Origin of the sequence: Rhizorhabdus dicambivorans, from assembly GCF_002355275.1 — a bacterium.
GTDB classification, from domain to species: domain Bacteria; phylum Pseudomonadota; class Alphaproteobacteria; order Sphingomonadales; family Sphingomonadaceae; genus Rhizorhabdus; species Rhizorhabdus dicambivorans.
In genome coordinates this window covers 4,109,241-4,127,712 of record NZ_CP023449.1, presented here as the reverse complement: position 1 = coordinate 4,127,712, position 18,472 = coordinate 4,109,241, and the positions used below count along the sequence as shown (strand labels likewise).

Genomic DNA, 18,472 nt, shown 5'->3' with positions numbered 1-18,472 from the left:
ACTCGAACTGGAGCGTGGCGGAGACACCGCTACGCTCCAGCTCCGCTTTTCGAACCGGCTTCGGATTGGCGGGCTGGTCCCGTCGAGAAATGGCCGAGTTTATTTCAAAAGAGGCTCGCGTGAAGACACTGATCAAGCATGCTTTCGTCGTCTCGGTAGACCCATCGATCGGAGATATCGACGGCGGGGACATCTTGATCGAAAACGGAGTCATCAGCGCTGTCGGGATCTCGATAGAAGCCGAAGGTGCTGAACCGATCGACGCTACTGGCTGCATCGCCATTCCCGGTTTCGTCGATACGCACAGGCATTTCTGGGAAGGAGCCCTGCGCTCTTCTACCGCCGACTGGGCGTTGTTGGACTTTGCCGGCAACATGCTGGTTCTCGCTTCGACATGTCTCCGCCCGCAGGACATGTACGCCACGTCGCTGCAGGGCGGGCTTGAGGCGCTCAACGCGGGCGTCACCACGGTCGCCGATTATTGTCACAACGTCATCAGCCCGGAACATGCTGAGCAGGCCGTGCAGGGCCTTCGCGATTCAGGCGTGCGTGCGATCTGGTGCTATAGTTTCAACCAGACCCTGCCGGCGCGGTCGGGCTTTGCGGACATGCAGTCGCGGCTAGCTTTTCTGGAGGATTTCGGCACGCGGCAATTCAGTGCACCCGGTGAGCTCGTCACTCTGGGCGTATGTCCCGAAGAGATGGCCTATTGGCCGACCAGTCGGGATTCGGTCGTGAAAAGCTTCGAACTGGCCAGGCATTTCGGCGCGCCGATCTTCGTCCACGCCAATGGCTACACCGTTGGCGATGGCGAATATCCTGGCGAGGTGGAACTCATAGACGGGTTCGGACTGCTCGGGCCGGACCTCACCCTGGTCCATATGGGTTACACCAAGGAAAGCGAGTGGCAGCGCTTGGGCGAAGCCGGCGTCAACGTGTCGTTCACGCCGGAAACCGAATTGCAGATGGGCATGAACATGCCGCCGATTACGGCCGCAAAGGCTACCGGCGTCAACATCAGCATCGGCGTCGACATCACTGCGAACAATAGTGGTGACCTGTTCACCCAGATGCGCATGGCGCTCCAGATCGAGCGTGCCAAACTCGCAGCTCCCCATGCTGGTGCGCTGTATTCGCGGACGGGCATCGACTGCGCCGAGGCGCTCTATTGGGGTACGATGGGCGGCGCGCGCGCTGTCGGACTGCAGGACCGCATCGGATCGCTGACGCCTGGAAAGGACGCGGATGTCGTCCTCCTTCGCGCAGACGGAATCGCAATGGTCGGTTGGGATCGCGGCAACCCCAGCGCGACGGTCGTCCAGCAGGCTGGAACGCATGTCGTGGACACGGTCCTGGTGAGAGGTCGTGTCGTCAAACGCGATGGCCGCCTTCTGGCCGATGAAAGGCGCGCCTGTGCCCTGCTCGAACAGACGTCTCGTCACGTTCGTACCGAAGCCGCGAAACAAGGCGGCTTCGACCTTTCGACCGAGGAGCTTTACGGGCGATTGAGCAGCCGCATGGCTGCGGCAGATGGTCAGGCGGCCTGATATGCCGTCAAGCGCAACAAGGATGAAATCATCGCGTGCCGCCGTCTGGCTGTTGGCTGCTATCGCCGGTGTTTCGTTATGTGCCCGAGGCTACGGCGTGGAACCGAAGCAGCCCCCCCGGATCGAGGCGTTGAAGGCTGGCACGCTCGTGAAGGCACCCGCGGCGAACTGGCTGACGCCGGGCGGCAATATCTTCAATCAACGTTACTCGTCGCTCACCGAAATCAACCGGCAAAACGTCTCCAAACTGCGCGGCGTATGGGAGAAGCATCTCGATGGCTCGGGGATCGGCCCGCAATATTCCGGAGAGGCGCAGCCCATCGTCCATGATGGGGTAATCTACGTCGTTACCGGTGCGGACGATGTGTTCGCCGTCAGCGTCGAAACCGGTAAAACGCTGTGGAAATATGTCGCCCAGCTCGATCCCAAGATCGCGACGGCGGTATGCTGCGGTTGGGCGAGCCGTGGTGTCGCGATCGGAGAGGGGCGCGTCTATGTCGGGCAGCTCGATGGCAAACTCGTAGCCCTGGACCAAGCGACAGGCAAGATCGCCTGGTCGGTACAGGCCGAGCGCTGGCAAGATGGTTACACGATCACCGGCGCGCCGCTCTATTATGACGGCCTGATCATCACCGGCTTCGGTGGGTCGGCGCGAAGTTCGCGAGGCCGCGTCAAGGCCTATGATGCGAAGAGCGGAAAGCCGGTGTGGACCTTCTATACCGTCCCCGGACCGGGGGAGCCCGGCCATGACACTTGGCCGGCAGACAATGATTTCTGGCAATATGGCGGTGCAAATGTCTGGATGACCCCCGCGGTCGATCCGAAGCTCGGCCTGATCTATTTCGGAACGTCCGGTCCTGGCAGTTATTTCAACGGGGCGCCTCGCGCGGGTGACAACCTCTACGCGAATTCCGTTGTCGCGGTCGAGGCGAAGACGGGGCGTTATCGGTGGCACTTTCAAGCCGTGCATCACGACATCTGGGACTATGACATGACCAATCCGGTCATCCTGTTCGATGCGACCGTGGACAATGAGATGCGGCATGGGATCGCAGCCGCGGGTAAAACAGGCTGGGTCTATATTCTCGATCGGATTACAGGGAAGCCGCTCATCGGCATTGAGGAGCGGCCCGTGCCGCAGGATGCACGGCAGAAGACCGCCGCCACCCAGCCCTATCCGATCGGCGATGCCTTCGTCCCACAAGAGATCGATATCGCCCCCGAAGGCTACAAACTCGAAAATGGTGGAAAGATATTTACGCCCTTCTGGCTCGATGGCGCGCTGATGAAGCCCGCGCCCAGAGGTGGTGCCAACTGGCCGCCATCATCCTTCGATCCGACCACCAACCGCATGTTCATCTGTGCGACCGACAAGGCGCAATATTATACGGGTGGCGATCGTGACGGCGATCCTAGAGGATGGCGCCCCGGTCAATTCTTCGTGGGAAGCAGCACGTTCCATTTCATTGACCAGCCCGAGTTCGGCGTGTTCGCGGCACTCGACGTCACCACCAACCGGCTCGTCTGGCAGCAGCGATGGAACGGCGCATGTTATAGCGGTTCCGTCGCCACGGCTGGCGGATTGGTGTTCGTCGGCCGAAACGATGGCCGAATGACGGCGCTGGATAGCAGCGACGGCAAGCTCCTATGGGAATTTCAGACAGGAGCGGGGGCTAATGCTCCAGCAACCGTTTTTGAATATCGCGGGAAGCAATATGTCGTCTCGCTTTCGGCAGGCAATCTTTTTGCCGGAACCGCGAAGGGGGACAGCCTCTGGCTTTTTTCGCTAGACGGCAAGCTGGAACCGGTCTCTGCTGCTCGGCAGGTCGCCGATGTGGGTGGTGCAGGCAACCACGGACCGCAGACTGTCACCATACCGGTCGGCTTGGGCGAAGAGGATATGCGCATCGCGCGCGAGGACTTTACGCGGGTATGCTCGAGTTGCCACGGTCCCGCCGGAGAAGGCACGGGCTATGGGGCTTCGCTGAAAAAGGCCAGTGATGCGGGCAAGAACGCCCGGACGATCTCGCAGGGGCGCGGGGGAATGCCATCCTTTTCGACTATGCTGAGTGAAACCGAGATCGGACGGCTCGCGGCCTATGTCGCCTCGCTCAGCTTCGCGACAGCCAGCCCGCCAGATCCAAAATAGAATGTCGCGAGTGACCGTTTCAAGGTCGATGGGGAGGCATAACGGCCCGAGGCCGTTCATTCGCGCTTTTCGCCAAATCCGGAGGTCGTATGATTCATCTCGTAGCACTTGCCCTTCCGATCGGTGCTCATCTTGGCGGCTGGCGTCATCCCGACGCATTTCACCACACGGTGGGCGATCTAGAGGCGCAGCTCCATATGATCGAACTGGCCGAGCGCGGAAAGTTCGATGCCTATTTTCTGGCCGACGTAAACTCGGTTAAGCACCTCAACAACAGGGAGTTGTTCGCGCGTAACACCCCAACAGCGCGGCCAGGCGGCTATGAGCCGCTCACGCTGCTTTCCGCGGCCGCCATGCGGACCAAGCATATCGGCCTTGTCGCAACGGCTACGACGACCTTCGAACAACCCTATACGCTCGCGCGCAAATTCGCCTCGCTCGATCTGATCAGTCATGGGCGGGCAGGGTGGAATATCGTAACCTCGGGCTATCCCGAAGATGCGAATAATTTCGGGCAGGAGGTCATGGAGCATGACGCGCGATATCGGCGCGCGACGGAGTTCGTCGACGTTACGATTGGCCTCTGGGACAGCTGGGCGCCCGATGCTTTCGTTCAGGATGTGACCACCGGTCACTTCTTGAATCCCGATCGCGTCCGTGAACTCAACCATGATGGAGAGCATTTCAGCGTGAAGGGGCCGTTGAACTGTGCCCGATCGCCGCAAGGGCATACCGTGCTCTTCCACGCCGGTCAGTCCGAAGTCGGTAGGGAATTGGCCGCGAAATCCGCCGACTGCGTTTTCTTTGGAGCGACGGACAAGGACATCGCCAAGTCGATTTACGATGACATCAAGGGGCGTATGGGCAAATATGGCCGCTCACCGGAAGAGCTGAAAATGTTCTGCGGCATCATGGCCTACCCCGGAAAGACGATCGAAGAGTCGGATACGTTAATTGCCGAACTCGACGCGCTCATCCCCGATAGCCATGGCGTGGCCATGTTGTCCGAGACGGTCGAATATGATCTATCGCAGCATCCGCTCGATGATCCGATGCCGTTCCTGCCCGAAACGAGCAATATGATCCGCAGTGTTCGCAAGATTTTCAACGATCGGATCCGGAAGAACCCGATGTCGATCCGCCAGTTCGTGCGGCAGGTCGTGCCAGGTCTCGGCCATCCGATCTTCAAAGGGACGGGCCCGCAGATCGCCGAGCGAATGATCGAGTGGCACGAATATGGTGGTTGCGATGGCTTCATAGTCCTCAGCGGGGTCGCCCCGGGCGGCCTCCAGAACTTCGTCGACCTTGTGATTCCCGAGCTTCAGCGGCGCGGCAAGTTCCGGACGGAATATGAAGGTACGACGCTTCGGGAGAATATTGGCCTGCCGATGCCGAGATCAGATTGGGATTGAGCATATAGGGTTATCCGTCGGCGACGTGGAGCCGTGCGGTGATATCGGAGGCGCGGGGCATAGGCTGAAGAAGCCAGACCCCTCGAGCCCCGCTGCTCTGGAGAGGATGTTTACCGAACAGGCTCTGTGGAGAAGAAGCATGTATTCCAGCGATCTGGGTGGTACACGATACGTCTTTAATGATCTGAAGCATCTGCTGGCGGCAGCTTCGCCGGAACGATCGGGCGACCATCTGGCGGGGGTCGCCGCGCGGACCGCCACCGAACGCGTAGCGGCGCGGTACGCCTTGGCCAATATTTCCCTCGATACCTTTCTCAAGGAGCCGGTGATCCCTTATGAGGAGGATGAAGTCTCGCGCCTTATCATCGACGGGCATGATGAAACCGCCTTTTGTCTGGTTCGGCATCTGACGGTTGGTGGGCTGAGAGATTGGTTGCTTTCCAGCGACGTGGGCTCCGAGCAGCTTCGTGCCGTCGCCCGTGGCTTCACGCCTGAAATGATCGCTGCCGTTAGCAAGATCATGCGCAACCAGGATCTGATCGCGGTCGCGCGGAAGGCGGAAATCGTCACACGATTCCGGACCACCATGGGCTTGAGGGGCCATATGGGCATACGCCTTCAACCGAACCATCCGACCGACAGCGCAGCCGGTGTCGCCGCGTCCATCCTCGATGGTCTGCTCTATGGTGCCGGCGACGCGATGATCGGGATCAACCCGGCAAGCGATAACCTCAACACCGTCGAACGACTGCTTAGGCTGCTGGACGACATCCGCTTGCGATATGCCATCCCTACACAAAGCTGTGTTTTGACGCATGTCACCAACAGTCTGCAGCTCATCGAGCGCGGCGCTCCTATCGACCTGACGTTCCAATCGATTGCCGGGACCGAGCGCGCCAACCAGAGTTTCGGCATATCGCTGGCTCTGCTTCAGGAGGCTCATGAGGCCACTGGCAGCCTGAGGCGGGCGCCGACCGGCGGTCAGTTCATGTATTTCGAGACAGGGCAGGGGTCGTGCCTGTCCGCGGACGCGCATCATGGGGTGGACCAACAAACGCTGGAAGCGCGTGCCTATGCGGTGGCCAGGCAGTTCGAACCATTTCTCGTTAATAGCGTGGTCGGATTTATTGGCCCAGAATATCTATATGATGGGAAGCAGATCATCAGGGCAGGTCTGGAAGACCATTTCTGCGGGAAGCTGCTGGGCGTTCCGATGGGAGTGGATATCTGTTATACCAATCATGCCGAGGCGGATCAGGACGATATGGACTGTCTGTTGACCGTACTCTGTGCCGCAGGGGTGACGTTCATCATGGGCATACCCGGCTCCGACGACATCATGCTGAACTATCAGTCCACCAGTTTCCATGATGGTCTGTTCGCTCGCAACGTCTTGGGATGCAGGCCCGCTCCTGAGTTCGCGATTTGGCTGGACAGACTCGGCCTTGGCCGAGGCGATCTGCGCGCGACGACCGAACTGCGCTCGGATGCTCGCCCGCTGCTGGAGATGGTCGATGACCTCGGACGTTGAAAACAGAACTCCGGACATTTTCGAACCGCTGCGCGCATTGACGAGCGCAAGGATCGGCCTCGGACGATTTGCACAAGGTGTACCCTCTGTCCATTCCCTCGATTTTCAGCGTTGCCACGCCTTAGCACGGGATGCGGTCCATCAGCAGCTCGATGTCGAGAGCATGGCCGATGTCCTGAACGCCGCAGTCTTGCACAGCCGTGCGGCGGATCGCGCCCAATATCTTCAGCGGCCGGATCTCGGGCGGCGCCTCGACTCGACGAGCGCGAAGGCGTTGAGTCAGGGACACTATGATCTCGCCGTCGTGATTGGCGACGGTTTGTCCTCTACCGCCGTGCAGCATCACGTGCCCGCTCTTTTGGAGGCGCTTCTTCCGCTGGTTGCCGACCTGGCGCTCAGTCCGATTAACATCGTGCTCCAGGCCAGAGTAGCGGTCGCTGACGAGGTCGGGGAAAGGCTGGGGGCCAAGCTCGTACTGATGCTGCTTGGGGAGCGGCCGGGACTTTCGTCGTCGGACAGTCTGGGAGCGTATCTTACCTTCGCGCCTAAGGTGGGGCGCCGCGACCACGAACGTAACTGCGTTTCGAATATTCGCCCTGAGGGACTGCCCCCGGTACGCGCGGCACACACGATCGGGTGGCTTATCAGGCAGGCATTGTCGCTGGGTGCCACAGGTATAGCGCTCAAGGACGGGTCCGACTCGGATGGCTCCGCGGTCGAAGCGTCGCTCGCTAAAAAGCTGACGGGCTGATTACTTGGCCTGATCAAAAAAAAGCGTCAGGGGGCTACTTTGGTACCAAACTTCTGGGTGGACCAGAAACTGTTGGCGTCAAACTCTTCGACAATAATGTAGAGATGATCGCGTAGTGTCGCGATGGCAGCGTCAGAGTCGCGCTTGAGGACTTCGCGAATGAGATCGTCATGGACCATCCGCAGTCCATCGTCCGCATCGACGAGTTCCTCGGCGGCGTGCTCGGGAGACGCCATGATCTCGCCAATAGCACCCATCACTGATTTCGGCGGCACATTCTGCGATCGGTAGGTGAACAAGGAAAGCAGCCGCTGATAGCGATTATGCTGCATCATCAACTGATCGGCCAGCGCCAGAAGCCGAACCGAACCGCAGGCTGCGAACATCGAGCGGTGCAACTCGTCGTGAACCGCTTCAAGTTGAGCCCAGGTGGGACGATAATTGTTCACCTGCATCTGCTTCTGAAAGCGGTAATGCGCCGCGACGACCCCGCTCTCCCAGCGGTCGTCACCGTGGGCGATTGACAGCCGGAGAGCCTCTGTTTCGACGGCGGTGCGGGCCGCGACGATATCGAGAAGATCTTCGCGGGACACGCCGCGAACCCGGAACCCCTTGTTAGCGGATAGCTCCACAAGCCCTTCCGGCAACAGCCGGGAGAGGGCTTCCCGCACGGGTGTGGCGCCCGCGCCGAACTTCTTCGTTAGCGTTGACATGCGAAGCGGTGAAAAAGGCGCGAGTTCCCCTTCGATGATGGCCGTCCTAAGATAGCCTTCGACACGGTCCGTAAGGGTAACTACGTCCATTCCAATGCTGCCCGCACAATTTATCGGTAAAACCGGACATAATCGAAATTGTGCAGGGCGGCAAGATCATCGGCAGCATGGCCCGAAACGGTAGCCTCTCCGCCGATCTGCTAGAGTTGCGCGCGTAGCTCATCGGTGAACTTGCCGTCGATGATGACGAAAGCGATACGGCAGGTCTCGTCAGACCGGTTTTCAAAGGCATGGTTGGTGCCTCGCTGGATTGCAATGTCGCCCTGCTTCAGGAGCGTTTCTCCGCTGTCCATGACCATCCAGACTTCGCCCTGGAGCACGATACCATAATCAACGGTCTCCGTCCGATGCATTGTGGGGTGATCGGCATTGGCGTTCATGCCGACCGAAGGATTGTCCCCATGGCCGAGAATGGTCTTGCTGACGTCCGCCTCAGAGCCGGTGGGGAGCCTGATCTCGCCGGGATGCAGGTCGGCGACACGCAGGCATGTCCCCAACGCGTCGGGCGCGATGCGAAGCGGCCGAAAAGTAGGGTCAGGTTCGGTGGGAGTGATTTGCGCAGGAGCACCTGAGGTGCTCCAGACCTCGAACATCTCGACGTTGGCCGTTTCGATCTTGATGCCGTTGACGGTTTGGCCATCTTCAGTGATGCAAGACCGCCCGTTATCGTCATGCCCAGTTACCACCCTTCGAATCCCACTCATCATTTCATCCTCTATGTTTGTCTCGATGATCATCGGCCCGTCACGGGACGGTCCTATTCACGCGGGCTTGGCGACCCGCTGGAGAAGCTCAGTCTTCAATTCGGGACTGAGCCGCTCCGTAAGAGGCACGCGTATGGCCGATGGGTAAGGTGTTTGTTCATAGGTGCGCACAGGTGGCCCGATGCGCGTTCGCAAAACGCCGATATGTTCCAATTCCACTTCGACCACGTCGCCAGCCTGTAGCCATCGCGCCGGATAGCCAAGTCGCGCGGATTCCATAACGGTTCCGCCGCCGATCGTTCCCGATCCAAAAAGATCGCCCGGTACTACGCGGCTGTCCTGCGATGCCCGCGCGATCATTGCTGGAAAGCTGTGGACCATGTTCCACGTGTTGCGTTCGGCCCATATCTCGCCGTTCACGCGGACCGTCGAGTTGATCGACAGCTTCCCCTCATGGTAATCGTTGCCGAACTCATCCGGGGTCACGATCCAGGGGCCGATCGAGGTTGCGCAATCCTTTCCTTTGCAGGGGCCCAGCTGGCATCCCATCTCGTCGGCCTGAATGTCGCGCAAGCTCCAGTCGTTCAACACGGTGAACCCGACGATGTAATCAGCCGCGTCCTCTTCGCTGACGTTGGCGCCTTCCTTGCCGATCACCATGCCGATCTCGGATTCGAAGTCCATATTCTGGCTCGAAACCGGATAGGTCAGATCCTCGTCGTGGCCAAGGATGTTGAGCGTATTGGAGAAATAGAAGACGGGGAGGCGATGCCAAGCCTCCATGTTGATGCCGTTGAACTTGCCGAGCGACTCCTGACTCTTGCGTGTGAACTGCTGCGTGACATGTTCTTCGAACGCCATGAAGTCGCGCATCGTCGGCGGGCGCAGGATGGGCGCTCTGAGCCGAACGCTCGACAAAGGGACTCCCTTCGCGCTTGTGCGGCCCAAGGCGTGGGCGAGCCGTTCAACCGGCCGTTCCGGCAGCTCGAGGAGGGCTTGAACGTCGCGCAATGGATGAGCCACGCCGAGAATATCGGCAGCGGCGATCACATTCTCGCCGAGCATCACACCGCACCGCGTCGATGTGCCATCTTCAAAAGTAAGAAGCTTCATCCGCCGTCACCCTCTCCGAATCATATCGATGATTTTTTTCTTTATCGATAATAGGGAGTATGGCAAGCGCTGCTCGGGCAAATGGACAAGATGGATCGCGATTCCGTCGGGGCGAGAGCCTATTCTTTGGAACCCGCTGCATATAAGACGATCGAGAGGCATGACCTACCATGACGACGCACGATAAACGCGAATTCGAGGCTCCTTTTCCTGCTCGATACGACAATTATATCGGCGGTGATTGGGTCGCGCCTAAATCCGGCCGCTACTTCAACAATATCTCGCCGATCACGGGGCAACCGATTGGCGAGATCGCGCGATCCGATGCAGCGGATGTGAACGCCGCGCTGGATGCGGCGCACGCGGCGAAAGACGCTTGGGGTAGCACGGCTGTCGCGGAGCGCGCGCTCATCCTAGGTCGCATCGCCGACCGGATGGCCGAGAACCTTGATGCACTCGCAACCGCCGAAACTTGGGACAACGGAAAGCCGATCAGGGAAACCCTAGCGGCGGACATCCCGCTCGCGATCGATCACTTTCGCTATTTCGCAGCCTGCATTCGGGCCCAGGAAGGATCGATTGGTGAAATCGACGCTGACACCGTGGCATACCATTTTCATGAGCCGCTCGGCGTCGTTGGTCAGATCATCCCCTGGAACTTCCCGATTTTGATGGCCGCCTGGAAGCTGGCACCGGCGTTAGCGGCAGGCAACTGTGTGGTGCTGAAGCCCGCAGAACAGACTCCCGCGTCGATCATGTTTTGGATCTCGCTGGTCGGCGACCTGCTTCCACCTGGCGTGCTCAACATCGTCAACGGCTTCGGTCTCGAGGCCGGTAAACCGCTCGCCTCTTCCCCCCGCATCGCGAAGATCGCCTTCACGGGCGAGACGACGACCGGGCGGATGATCATGCAATATGCCAGTGAGAACCTCATCCCCGTGACGCTCGAACTGGGCGGCAAATCGCCCAACATTTTCTTCGAAGATGTTGCGCGGGCCGATGATGATTTCTTCGACAAGGCGATCGAAGGATTCGTCATGTTCGCGCTGAACCAGGGAGAAGTTTGCACCTGTCCCAGCCGGGCCCTAATTCATGAGAAGATCTATGATCGTTTCATGGATCGCGCTCTCAAACGCGTGAAGGCGATCATCCAGGGCAATCCGCTCGATCCGTCGACTATGATCGGGGCCCAGGCTTCTTCGGAACAGCGAGAGAAGATTTTGAGTTATTTCGATATCGGCCGGCAGGAAGGCGCCGAAATCTTGATCGGTGGCGAGGCTGCGATGCTGGCGGGCGAATTGGCTGAGGGCTATTACGTGAAGCCGACCGTGTTCAAGGGGCACAACAAGATGCGGATTTTTCAGGAGGAAATCTTCGGTCCCGTCGTGTCAGTCACGACCTTCAAGGACAATGAAGAAGCTTTGTCCATCGCGAACGACACACTTTACGGGTTGGGCGCCGGCGTCTGGAGCCGCGACGCTAGCACCTGCTACCGCTTCGGCCGCGCTATCAAGGCAGGACGCGTCTGGACTAATTGCTATCACGCTTATCCGGCCCATGCGGCGTTCGGCGGCTACAAGCAGTCGGGCATAGGTCGAGAGAATCACCGAATGATGCTCGACCATTATCAGCAGACCAAGAATATGCTGGTGAGCTACACTCCCAAAAAACTCGGCTTTTTCTGAGAGGCTATTTCACCATCGGTAGGTTATGCCGGGTCGGAGGGTTTTGTCATTGTCTGATCAGCCATCGACCGAGCGTGTGATCGCGACATCGGCGGCGCAGTCCCTGATCGCGGAGTTGCGCCGCGAATATGGCCCTCTACTGTTCCATCAGTCGGGCGGTTGCTGCGATGGCTCTTCGCCCATGTGCTACCCGGCTAATGAATTTCGCCTGGGCGAAGGAGACCTTCTACTCGGTCAGATCTGTGGCACGCCATTCTATATCGGGCGTTCGCAAGGGGAAGCGTGGTCGCATACGCAGCTCATCCTCGATGTCGTTCCTGGACGCGGCGGTATGTTCAGTCTCGACAATGGCCGAGAGGTGCGCTTTCTAACGCGAGGGCGCGTCTTCACGGCCGAGGAGCGGATCGCGCTCCGTGCTGACCAGGATCGAAACTGATCCCCACTTTTCAGGGTCTGTCGTCAGGCGGCAACGTGGACGGCGCCGCGCTTGAGCGCCTCTCGTCGATAGAGAGGCTCTCATCGTATCGCGGTTTTGCTCAAGCCTGTGCCGCTTGCTCGAGAATATGGCGATTCAGCCGCGCCATAAGTTCCTCATTGGAGACGTTGAAACCACCTTTCGCGGCCGCTTCCTCGTGGATGTAACGCGACGTTTCCTCAAGCAGCTCACAGGCCGAACGTTCGTCGGCGATTAAACGCCCGTCGCGCTTTACGACCTTTCCCTTGACCAAAACCGTGTCGACGACATGGATGCCGGCCTGCTGTACCACCGTGGCGGCGGGATTGCTGCGGTCCCACCCGGTCATTGCGATACCGTCCGCGCGGATTAACACGATGTCCGCCTCTTTTCCTGGTGTTATCGATCCAATCCGATCTTGCATTCCGAGAGCCCTCGCACCGCCGATCGTGCCCCATTCGAGCGCCTGTGCGCACGATATTCCCGTGCCGGCATAAATTGCACCCGCATGCTTTTCGGCTAGCTTGGCCCGCTCGACCTGCAAGGCAAGCCGCAATTGCGTGAAAAGATCACCACTATTGTTGGCGGTGATATCGGCTCCGACGCTGATGTTCACCCCGGCATCCATCGCTGCGGTGATCGGCGGCGGATTCATGCCCATCTGGAGTTCGGTTTCTGGTGTAAACGATACATGCGCGCCAACTTCGCCAAGTCGTCGCCATTCATCGTCCTTGGTGAAACCCATATGAACCACCGTAAGGTCGGGCCCAAGGAGTCCAAGTTCGTCGAGAAGCTCGACTTCTCCCAGATACTCACCGCCCGGACGGGTGTAGGCGTTGGCGTGAACTAGAAGGGGGGCACCGAGCCGGCGAGCAACCTCAAAGGTCTTCACCGCATTCTGCCGATCCTTCTGCCACCCTCCGATTTCCTGCGGGCATACCGCCAGCGAGACGAGGTCGTCCCGATCCTGAAAATGGGTGCGGGCGAAATCCTCGAGAAATGAGATGCGGGCAGCGGTATTTGCGAATGCGGACTTCTCCGACAGGCTTGGATTAAAGCTGTAGGACCATGCTGCCCGCACTCCGGACTCCCGAAGGCCGCGGACGGCCTCGCTCGCGTGTTCAGGCGTGATCACATTGTGGCAATAGTCAGCCACCGTCGTAACACCGGCGTTGAGGCAGTCGAGCCCACCCTGATAGGCGGTCGCGTACATGTCTCGAGGCCGGAAGCAAGCTGAGGATAGAATGAGCATGTTGCTCACAAACTCCAGTCCTGCCCAGTCGGCCGATACCGAACGCAGCGCACCTTCCCAAAGATGACGATGCGTATCCACGAACCCGGGAATAGCTATACAGCCGGTCGCGTCGATGATTTCGGCGTCGCCAGCGGTAATGGACTCCGCAATCTCGCAAATGAAACCGTCCTCGATCAGAATATCGCCACCGTGAACGTCGCCAATGGCGGGATCGACCGTTACGACGACGGCGTTCTTGATCAAGGTCTTCATTTACAAATCCTAATGTTGCCGCCTGACCCTTCGATCAGGCGGCTGTTACACAGCATATTACCAAGACATCGCGGCGCGAATCCCAATGACACGCCGATAGTCCCAGGTTTCCAGCAGGCGGAATGGTGCGATATTGAGCACGTTATTCCGCTGCCTCTCACCCGTTAAGTTTCGCACGAACACGCCCGCCGAATATGGCCCCGTAACGAGATCGACGCTTGCATCGGCGGTGAAATGCGAAGGTTCGCGAACGCCAGCGTCACTGTTGCTGGATTCGAAGAAGTAGCTGGCCACATAATTACCCGAAGCTCGCGCGGTAATTTTGCCGAACGAGGTAGGAACATCGAGAACGGCCCCTACATTTGCGGTATGCTTCGGTGCCCGCGGCAGATAATTACCCGTGAAGCTTATACCCGGCCGGAAGAGATAGTCCGCATATTTGGCGTGAAGGAACGAGTAGCCATAATCAAACCTAAGGTTGCTGCTCGCCACCAACTGACCTTCCGCTTCGAAGCCGTAGATCTTCGATAGGGCCCCGTTGGTCACCGACGTCACCGTCTGGGTCGTTGAACCGGGTATCAACGTAGTGCGCTGTACTTGGATATCTCGGTACCGGTAATAGAAGCCCGCCAGGTTAAAGCGGAGCTTTCGATCAAACAGATCCGACTTCACGCCCCCTTGAAAGGCTTTGATCCGCTCCGGATTAGCGATTTGGCTTGCTACGAGCAGCGTCGAAGGCAGCACTTGAAAAGTTCCGCTCTTGAAGCCGGTCGAATAGCTCACATAGGTCAGGATGTCGCGGCTGACATTGTAGGAAAGGGTGAGCGACGGATCAACCGACGACCAGGACTTACCGAGTTCGAGTCCGAAGTTCGATGAATATATTCCCGGCGCCGATGTGAAATTGGATATCGTGTCCCGCTTGCGATCGTGCGTGTATCGCAGCCCAGCTTCAAGCTTGAGGCTGTCCGAGATTTTGAAGCCGACCGTTCCGAAAGCGGCATAGCTTCGTGTCCGAACCCGCGCGCCAGCGTCAGAAAAAATGGGAACGCCACCTGTGCCGGTGGGCGCCGGAAGCGCGACGCTAGCAAAGTCAGTTCCAAATCGCAGATAGTTGTGCTGCGTGCTGCGTTCATCGAAAAAGAAAGCGCCGACGGTCCAGTCGAGTCGACCACCCATTGACAGTTCACCGTCTCGTTTGGAGGAGAAGCGCACCTCTTGGCTGAACTGCCTAGCCTTCTCCTTGTAAGGATTTTCTTGGATGAAGAAGACGGTGCCGTCTACGTCATTTCCAAGATTCGCATAGGAACCGCGATAAGCCGAGATTGAGGTGAAATCGATGTCATCGCCTGAATATGAGGCGGTGAGACCCACACCTCCGCCATGCAATTGCTGCAAGCCCTGATCGGGTCCACCATAAACCAGATAGGGGTTCGTAGGTGTCGGCGGGATTATCAGGCCGGCACGGGCACCCAGCACATTTGGACGCCGGCCCCCGACCGAATTCGACCTGAAAACAGTCGAGGCGCCATTTGTCCGATAATAATCGCCGTTCAAATCGAACGTTAGCCTATCCGTCATATCCCAGGCCAAGCGTGCACGCAGCGTCGTACGTCCGCCGCCATTGGCGTGCTGGCCGCTGTTGACCACCTTGGCGGGACCATCCGATTCGCTGTGGGAGACGCTTACCAGTCCGCGAACACCGTCGCCGATCGGCCCGCTGACGCTGGCGCCGATGGTGAATTGCTCGCCGCCGAACTCCTGGTTGAAGCCATACGACCCTTTGATACGGGCACGAAATGAATCGGTTGGTGCAGTCGTTACAATATTGAGTGCACCGCCGATCGTATTGCGCCCGAAGAGCGTCCCTTGAGGACCCTTCAATACCTCCACGCGCTCGACATTGTCGAGATCCTGCACTTGGCTGCCGAAACGGCCGATATATACGCCATCAATGAAGGTTCCGATGGACGGATCGGCTTCGCCCGTAAATCCTCGCGTGCCTATTCCCCGAATATAGAGGCTGGGTTTCGCCACATCGTGGCCGCGGTAGAACAGTCCGGGCGAAATCTTCGAAACATCTTTGATATTAGGCGAGCTACGCGCCGCGAAAGCGTCGTTCGATATGGCCGTTATCGCGACGGGGACATCTTGTAGCCGCTCGGAGCGTTTGCGGGCGGTGACGATAATGTCGGCAACGCCGGTTTCCGCCGCCGTGGCGCTGGTTTCACCAGCCACTGATTGTGCGACCGCCGGCCGGCCAGCAAGCGCCAGCGCTAGTGTGCCGGCCGACACAAACGCCTTTTGATAAACCTTTTTCACTGCAGCATCCTCCCTTGAGCAAGCCGATTTCCGACTTTTGATCACAAAGAGATACTTCTTTTCAAATCACCCGTCAATGGAGGCTGGAAACTTTCCAGTTTGATCGACGAGTCCCAAAAAAGCGTTGCTGAGCATGTCCACGAGTCTGTCCTCGAGCCGAACCTGACACCAGTCAGCAGCGACCGTTCCGATCAGCGATTCCACTTCCGCAGGCGAGATCAATGCTAGCGACTGGAAGGCGAGCATCAGTCCGAGGAGCAAATCCTGTTGACCGGCGTGGGGGAGTGCGCGCCTGAGCAACGTCAAATAGCTGTCGAATACAGTCGAGAGATTAGCTCCTACCGCTCCCCGCCAGAGATTGGTTCCAGAGTCGCGGGACGAGATCCGTATGAAGTTGGACCAGCCCGCACTGTTCTCCCGTTGCAAGGTGAATAGCGGCCCTATGAAGGTTTGCAGGATACGCCGCAGCGGCGGGGGTTCGTCCCCGTATTCCGCCTTCAATTCCGAGAGCAACTCGCTGCGCATTTGGAAGATAACGGGCGCGTATCGCGAGACAACGGCCTCATAGATGCGTTCCTTGGTTGCGAAATGATAGGATATTAGATTGATCGGCACGCCCGTTGCTTCACTTATGTGACGAAGCGCTGTTCCATGGAAACCTTGCTCCGCGAAAAGGCGTTCTGCTGCGGAAAGAATCCGGTCGCGGGCCGTTGCATCTTTGCTCTTTTCTCCACCCATCACCTGATCCTAATTATCTGCACGACGCGCACATCGTGGGACGGATCTGCGCTTTTCCGACTCTAATCAGCGAATAATGAGAGACTTGGGAGGGGCTGACAATGATCCGAGGCGTCAACGCTCTTCCGGTCGGGTATCCGCCGGCCGTCGGCGCGAGCTGAGCGCCGCGGGTAAACTGCCGACGTGGTGGCGCCATATAGGTACCTGGTTGGCGGAATGGCAACAGTGGTACGCGAACGGACAGAGCAGGAGCTGGGCTCGAAGTCTCCCGGGTTCCATCGATAAGGCCGGCTTGGCGAACTTCGCGCGCCCCTTGCGCAATCACGGCGCTTTACTCTATTGATATACCTCTTAATGTTCACAGCGCTTATGCGAGGGATGACGACCGGTCCATCGCATTGCTGGTGGCTGACGGGCTAAATTGGAGGCGAGAGTGGACGTCGAGGATTTATCTGTCGCAAGGCCCGCTCGAGCGCCTGGCACTGATCATTATTGGATGCCATTCACATCAATGCGTGATTTCCGGGCAGCGCCCCGGCTTCTGGCTTCGGCGGAGGGCCACTATTATAGGGATGTCCAGGGCCGGGAAGTCTATGATCTTTTTTCCGGCCTGTGGACGTCAGGGCTAGGTCATTGCCACCCGCATATCGTTGAAGCCGTGCGGCGCCAGGTTGGCGAGCTGGACTACGGGCTCGGTTTCCAGATGAGCCATCCGCTCGCGTTCGGCCTGGCTGAGCGACTAGCCGCGCTGGCGCCAAATGGCTTTTCCTCGGTTTTTTTCACGAATTCCGGTTCGGAGTCGGTCGATACAGCGCTGAAGATCGCACTGGCATATCACCGCGCCAACGGAGAAAGTGAACGGTTCAGGCTGATCGGTCGGGCTCGCGGATATCATGGTGTCAATTTTGGCGGCATGTCGGTCGGAGGCATCGCTGCGAACCGCAGGGCGTTCGGAACCTTGTTGCCTAACGTGGACCATTTGCCACACACCTTCGACTTGGAACATAATGCTTTTTCGCGTGGCCAGCCCCGTTGGGGCGCGCATCTTGCGGACGAGCTTTCAAATATCTGCGCGCTTCATGATCCGCGGAGCATCGCAGCGCTGATCATCGAGCCTGTAGCAGGTGCGACAGGCATCCTGCCGCCACCGCTCGGGTATCTCGAACGCCTTCGCGAGATATGCAGTACGCATGGTATCTTGCTGATCTTTGACGAGGTCATCACCGGCTTCGGGAGAGTCGGCAGTGCCTTCGCCGCAGAGAGGTTCGGCGTCACGCCCGACATCATCACGACCGCGAAGGGGCTGACCAATGGGGTCATCCCAATGGGAGCTGTACTCGTCAAACAGGAAATCCACGATGCATTGATGACCGGCCCCAGCGAAATGGTCGAGCTGGCCCATGGGTACACATATTCCGGGCATCCTGTCGCGGCGGCGGCTGCGCTCGCGACGTTGGACATCTATGAGAAAGAATCGAGTTTTGAGGCGGCGCGTAAGCTCGAGACCCAATTTGAAGAAGCGCTGCATTCTCTCGCAGGCCTGCCGAACGTCATCGACGTTCGGAACTTCGGACTCATGGGGGCTGTCGAACTGGCTCCCCGTCCGGGGTCCCCTGGAGCCCGGGCCCTTGAGATCCATAAGCGATGTTTTTGGGATGAGCGCGTCGTGGTACGAAGTGCCGGAGAGACAATCCAGTTCGCGCCGTTTCTCAACTCACGCGCTACAGAGCTAGTGCGGGCAATCGGAAGCGTCGGCCGAGTGATTTCTGCTACTGATTAGGACCGA

14 protein-coding genes are annotated in these 18,472 nt (G+C 58.7%); 8 read left to right on the top strand and 6 right to left on the bottom strand.

The genetic code is table 11. The features are described from left to right. The first annotated feature begins 119 nt into the window (after positions 1-119). The 5 genes from CMV14_RS19415 (at position 120) to eutC (ending at position 7,390) form a co-directional block, all read left to right on the top strand. Positions 120-1,547: an amidohydrolase family protein gene (locus CMV14_RS19415; protein WP_066961411.1), complete on the top strand. Its 1,428-nt coding sequence runs from the start codon at positions 120-122 to the stop codon at positions 1,545-1,547. Continuing rightward, positions 1,531-3,696 (top strand): BamB-related PQQ repeat family beta-propellar protein, encoded by a 2,166-nt coding sequence (locus CMV14_RS19410; RefSeq protein ID WP_083215765.1) that lies wholly within the window; start codon positions 1,531-1,533, stop codon positions 3,694-3,696. Before CMV14_RS19415 ends, CMV14_RS19410 begins: the two co-directional genes overlap by 17 nt. Positions 3,697-3,785: 89 nt before the next feature. Beyond that, the gene (locus CMV14_RS19405) at positions 3,786-5,108 is read left to right on the top strand and encodes an LLM class flavin-dependent oxidoreductase (protein ID WP_066961406.1); all 1,323 of its coding nucleotides are present in this window, start codon (positions 3,786-3,788) and stop codon (positions 5,106-5,108) included. 139 nt (positions 5,109-5,247) lie between these two features. Next, complete coding sequence (locus CMV14_RS19400) at positions 5,248-6,639, top strand: ethanolamine ammonia-lyase subunit EutB (protein WP_066961404.1); 1,392 nt, start codon at positions 5,248-5,250, stop codon at positions 6,637-6,639. Continuing rightward, a complete protein-coding gene (gene eutC, locus CMV14_RS19395; protein WP_066961399.1) occupies positions 6,623-7,390 on the top strand; it encodes an ethanolamine ammonia-lyase subunit EutC in 768 nt (255 codons plus the stop codon). The genes CMV14_RS19400 and eutC overlap by 17 nt, the downstream gene beginning before the upstream one ends. Positions 7,391-7,416: 26 nt before the next feature. Here eutC and CMV14_RS19390 read toward each other — a convergent pair whose 3' ends face one another. The 3 genes from CMV14_RS19390 to CMV14_RS19380 form a co-directional block, all read right to left on the bottom strand. Continuing rightward, the gene (locus CMV14_RS19390) at positions 7,417-8,193 is read right to left on the bottom strand and encodes a GntR family transcriptional regulator (protein ID WP_066961396.1); all 777 of its coding nucleotides are present in this window, start codon (positions 8,191-8,193) and stop codon (positions 7,417-7,419) included. Between the two features lie 110 nt (positions 8,194-8,303). After that, the gene (locus CMV14_RS19385; protein ID WP_083215764.1) at positions 8,304-8,900 is read right to left on the bottom strand and encodes a cupin domain-containing protein; all 597 of its coding nucleotides are present in this window, start codon (positions 8,898-8,900) and stop codon (positions 8,304-8,306) included. A gap of 24 nt (positions 8,901-8,924) precedes the next feature. Further along, entirely contained in the window at positions 8,925-9,980 is a 1,056-nt protein-coding gene (locus CMV14_RS19380; protein ID WP_083215763.1) for a fumarylacetoacetate hydrolase family protein, read from the bottom strand. A gap of 170 nt (positions 9,981-10,150) precedes the next feature. On the opposite strand from CMV14_RS19380, the gene adh reads away from it, so the two are divergent. Further along, complete coding sequence (gene adh, locus CMV14_RS19375) at positions 10,151-11,665, top strand: aldehyde dehydrogenase (RefSeq protein WP_066961390.1); 1,515 nt, start codon at positions 10,151-10,153, stop codon at positions 11,663-11,665. Between the two features lie 49 nt (positions 11,666-11,714). Continuing rightward, complete coding sequence (locus CMV14_RS19370; RefSeq protein WP_238147098.1) at positions 11,715-12,101, top strand: DUF779 domain-containing protein; 387 nt, start codon at positions 11,715-11,717, stop codon at positions 12,099-12,101. Between the two features lie 100 nt (positions 12,102-12,201). Here the strand turns inward: CMV14_RS19370 and CMV14_RS19365 are convergent, their stop codons facing one another. The 3 genes from CMV14_RS19365 to CMV14_RS19355 all read right to left on the bottom strand — a co-directional run bounded on the left by CMV14_RS19365 (position 12,202) and on the right by CMV14_RS19355 (position 16,686). Beyond that, a complete protein-coding gene (locus CMV14_RS19365; protein WP_066961384.1) occupies positions 12,202-13,626 on the bottom strand; it encodes an amidohydrolase family protein in 1,425 nt (474 codons plus the stop codon). Positions 13,627-13,683: 57 nt separating this feature from the next. Further along, on the bottom strand, positions 13,684-15,948 hold the full coding sequence (locus CMV14_RS19360; RefSeq protein WP_066961381.1) for a TonB-dependent receptor: 2,265 nt from the start codon (positions 15,946-15,948) through the stop codon (positions 13,684-13,686). Positions 15,949-16,014: 66 nt separating this feature from the next. Then, complete coding sequence (locus CMV14_RS19355) at positions 16,015-16,686, bottom strand: TetR/AcrR family transcriptional regulator (RefSeq protein WP_083215761.1); 672 nt, start codon at positions 16,684-16,686, stop codon at positions 16,015-16,017. Between the two features lie 511 nt (positions 16,687-17,197). Between CMV14_RS19355 and aptA the strand changes: the two genes are divergently transcribed. After that, positions 17,198-18,466, top strand: coding sequence for an omega-aminotransferase AptA (gene aptA, locus CMV14_RS19350; protein ID WP_238147097.1), 1,269 nt, complete (start codon positions 17,198-17,200; stop codon positions 18,464-18,466). Positions 18,467-18,472: the final 6 nt, after the last annotated feature.

Excerpts from the sequence above, each read along its gene's own strand:
- CMV14_RS19410 (WP_083215765.1), top strand. The coding sequence starts at position 1,531 with ATGGTCAGGCGGCCTGATATGCCGTCAAGCGCAACAAGGATGAAATCA.
- CMV14_RS19405 (WP_066961406.1), top strand. The coding sequence starts at position 3,786 with ATGATTCATCTCGTAGCACTTGCCCTTCCGATCGGTGCTCATCTTGGC.
- CMV14_RS19400 (WP_066961404.1), top strand. The coding sequence starts at position 5,248 with ATGTATTCCAGCGATCTGGGTGGTACACGATACGTCTTTAATGATCTG.
- eutC (WP_066961399.1), top strand. The coding sequence starts at position 6,623 with ATGACCTCGGACGTTGAAAACAGAACTCCGGACATTTTCGAACCGCTG.
- CMV14_RS19390 (WP_066961396.1), bottom strand. The coding sequence starts at position 8,193 with ATGGACGTAGTTACCCTTACGGACCGTGTCGAAGGCTATCTTAGGACG.
- CMV14_RS19385 (WP_083215764.1), bottom strand. The coding sequence starts at position 8,900 with ATGATCATCGAGACAAACATAGAGGATGAAATGATGAGTGGGATTCGA.
- CMV14_RS19380 (WP_083215763.1), bottom strand. The coding sequence starts at position 9,980 with ATGAAGCTTCTTACTTTTGAAGATGGCACATCGACGCGGTGCGGTGTG.
- adh (WP_066961390.1), top strand. The coding sequence starts at position 10,151 with ATGACGACGCACGATAAACGCGAATTCGAGGCTCCTTTTCCTGCTCGA.
- CMV14_RS19365 (WP_066961384.1), bottom strand. The coding sequence starts at position 13,626 with ATGAAGACCTTGATCAAGAACGCCGTCGTCGTAACGGTCGATCCCGCC.
- CMV14_RS19355 (WP_083215761.1), bottom strand. The coding sequence starts at position 16,686 with ATGGGTGGAGAAAAGAGCAAAGATGCAACGGCCCGCGACCGGATTCTT.
- aptA (WP_238147097.1), top strand. The coding sequence starts at position 17,198 with ATGCGTGATTTCCGGGCAGCGCCCCGGCTTCTGGCTTCGGCGGAGGGC.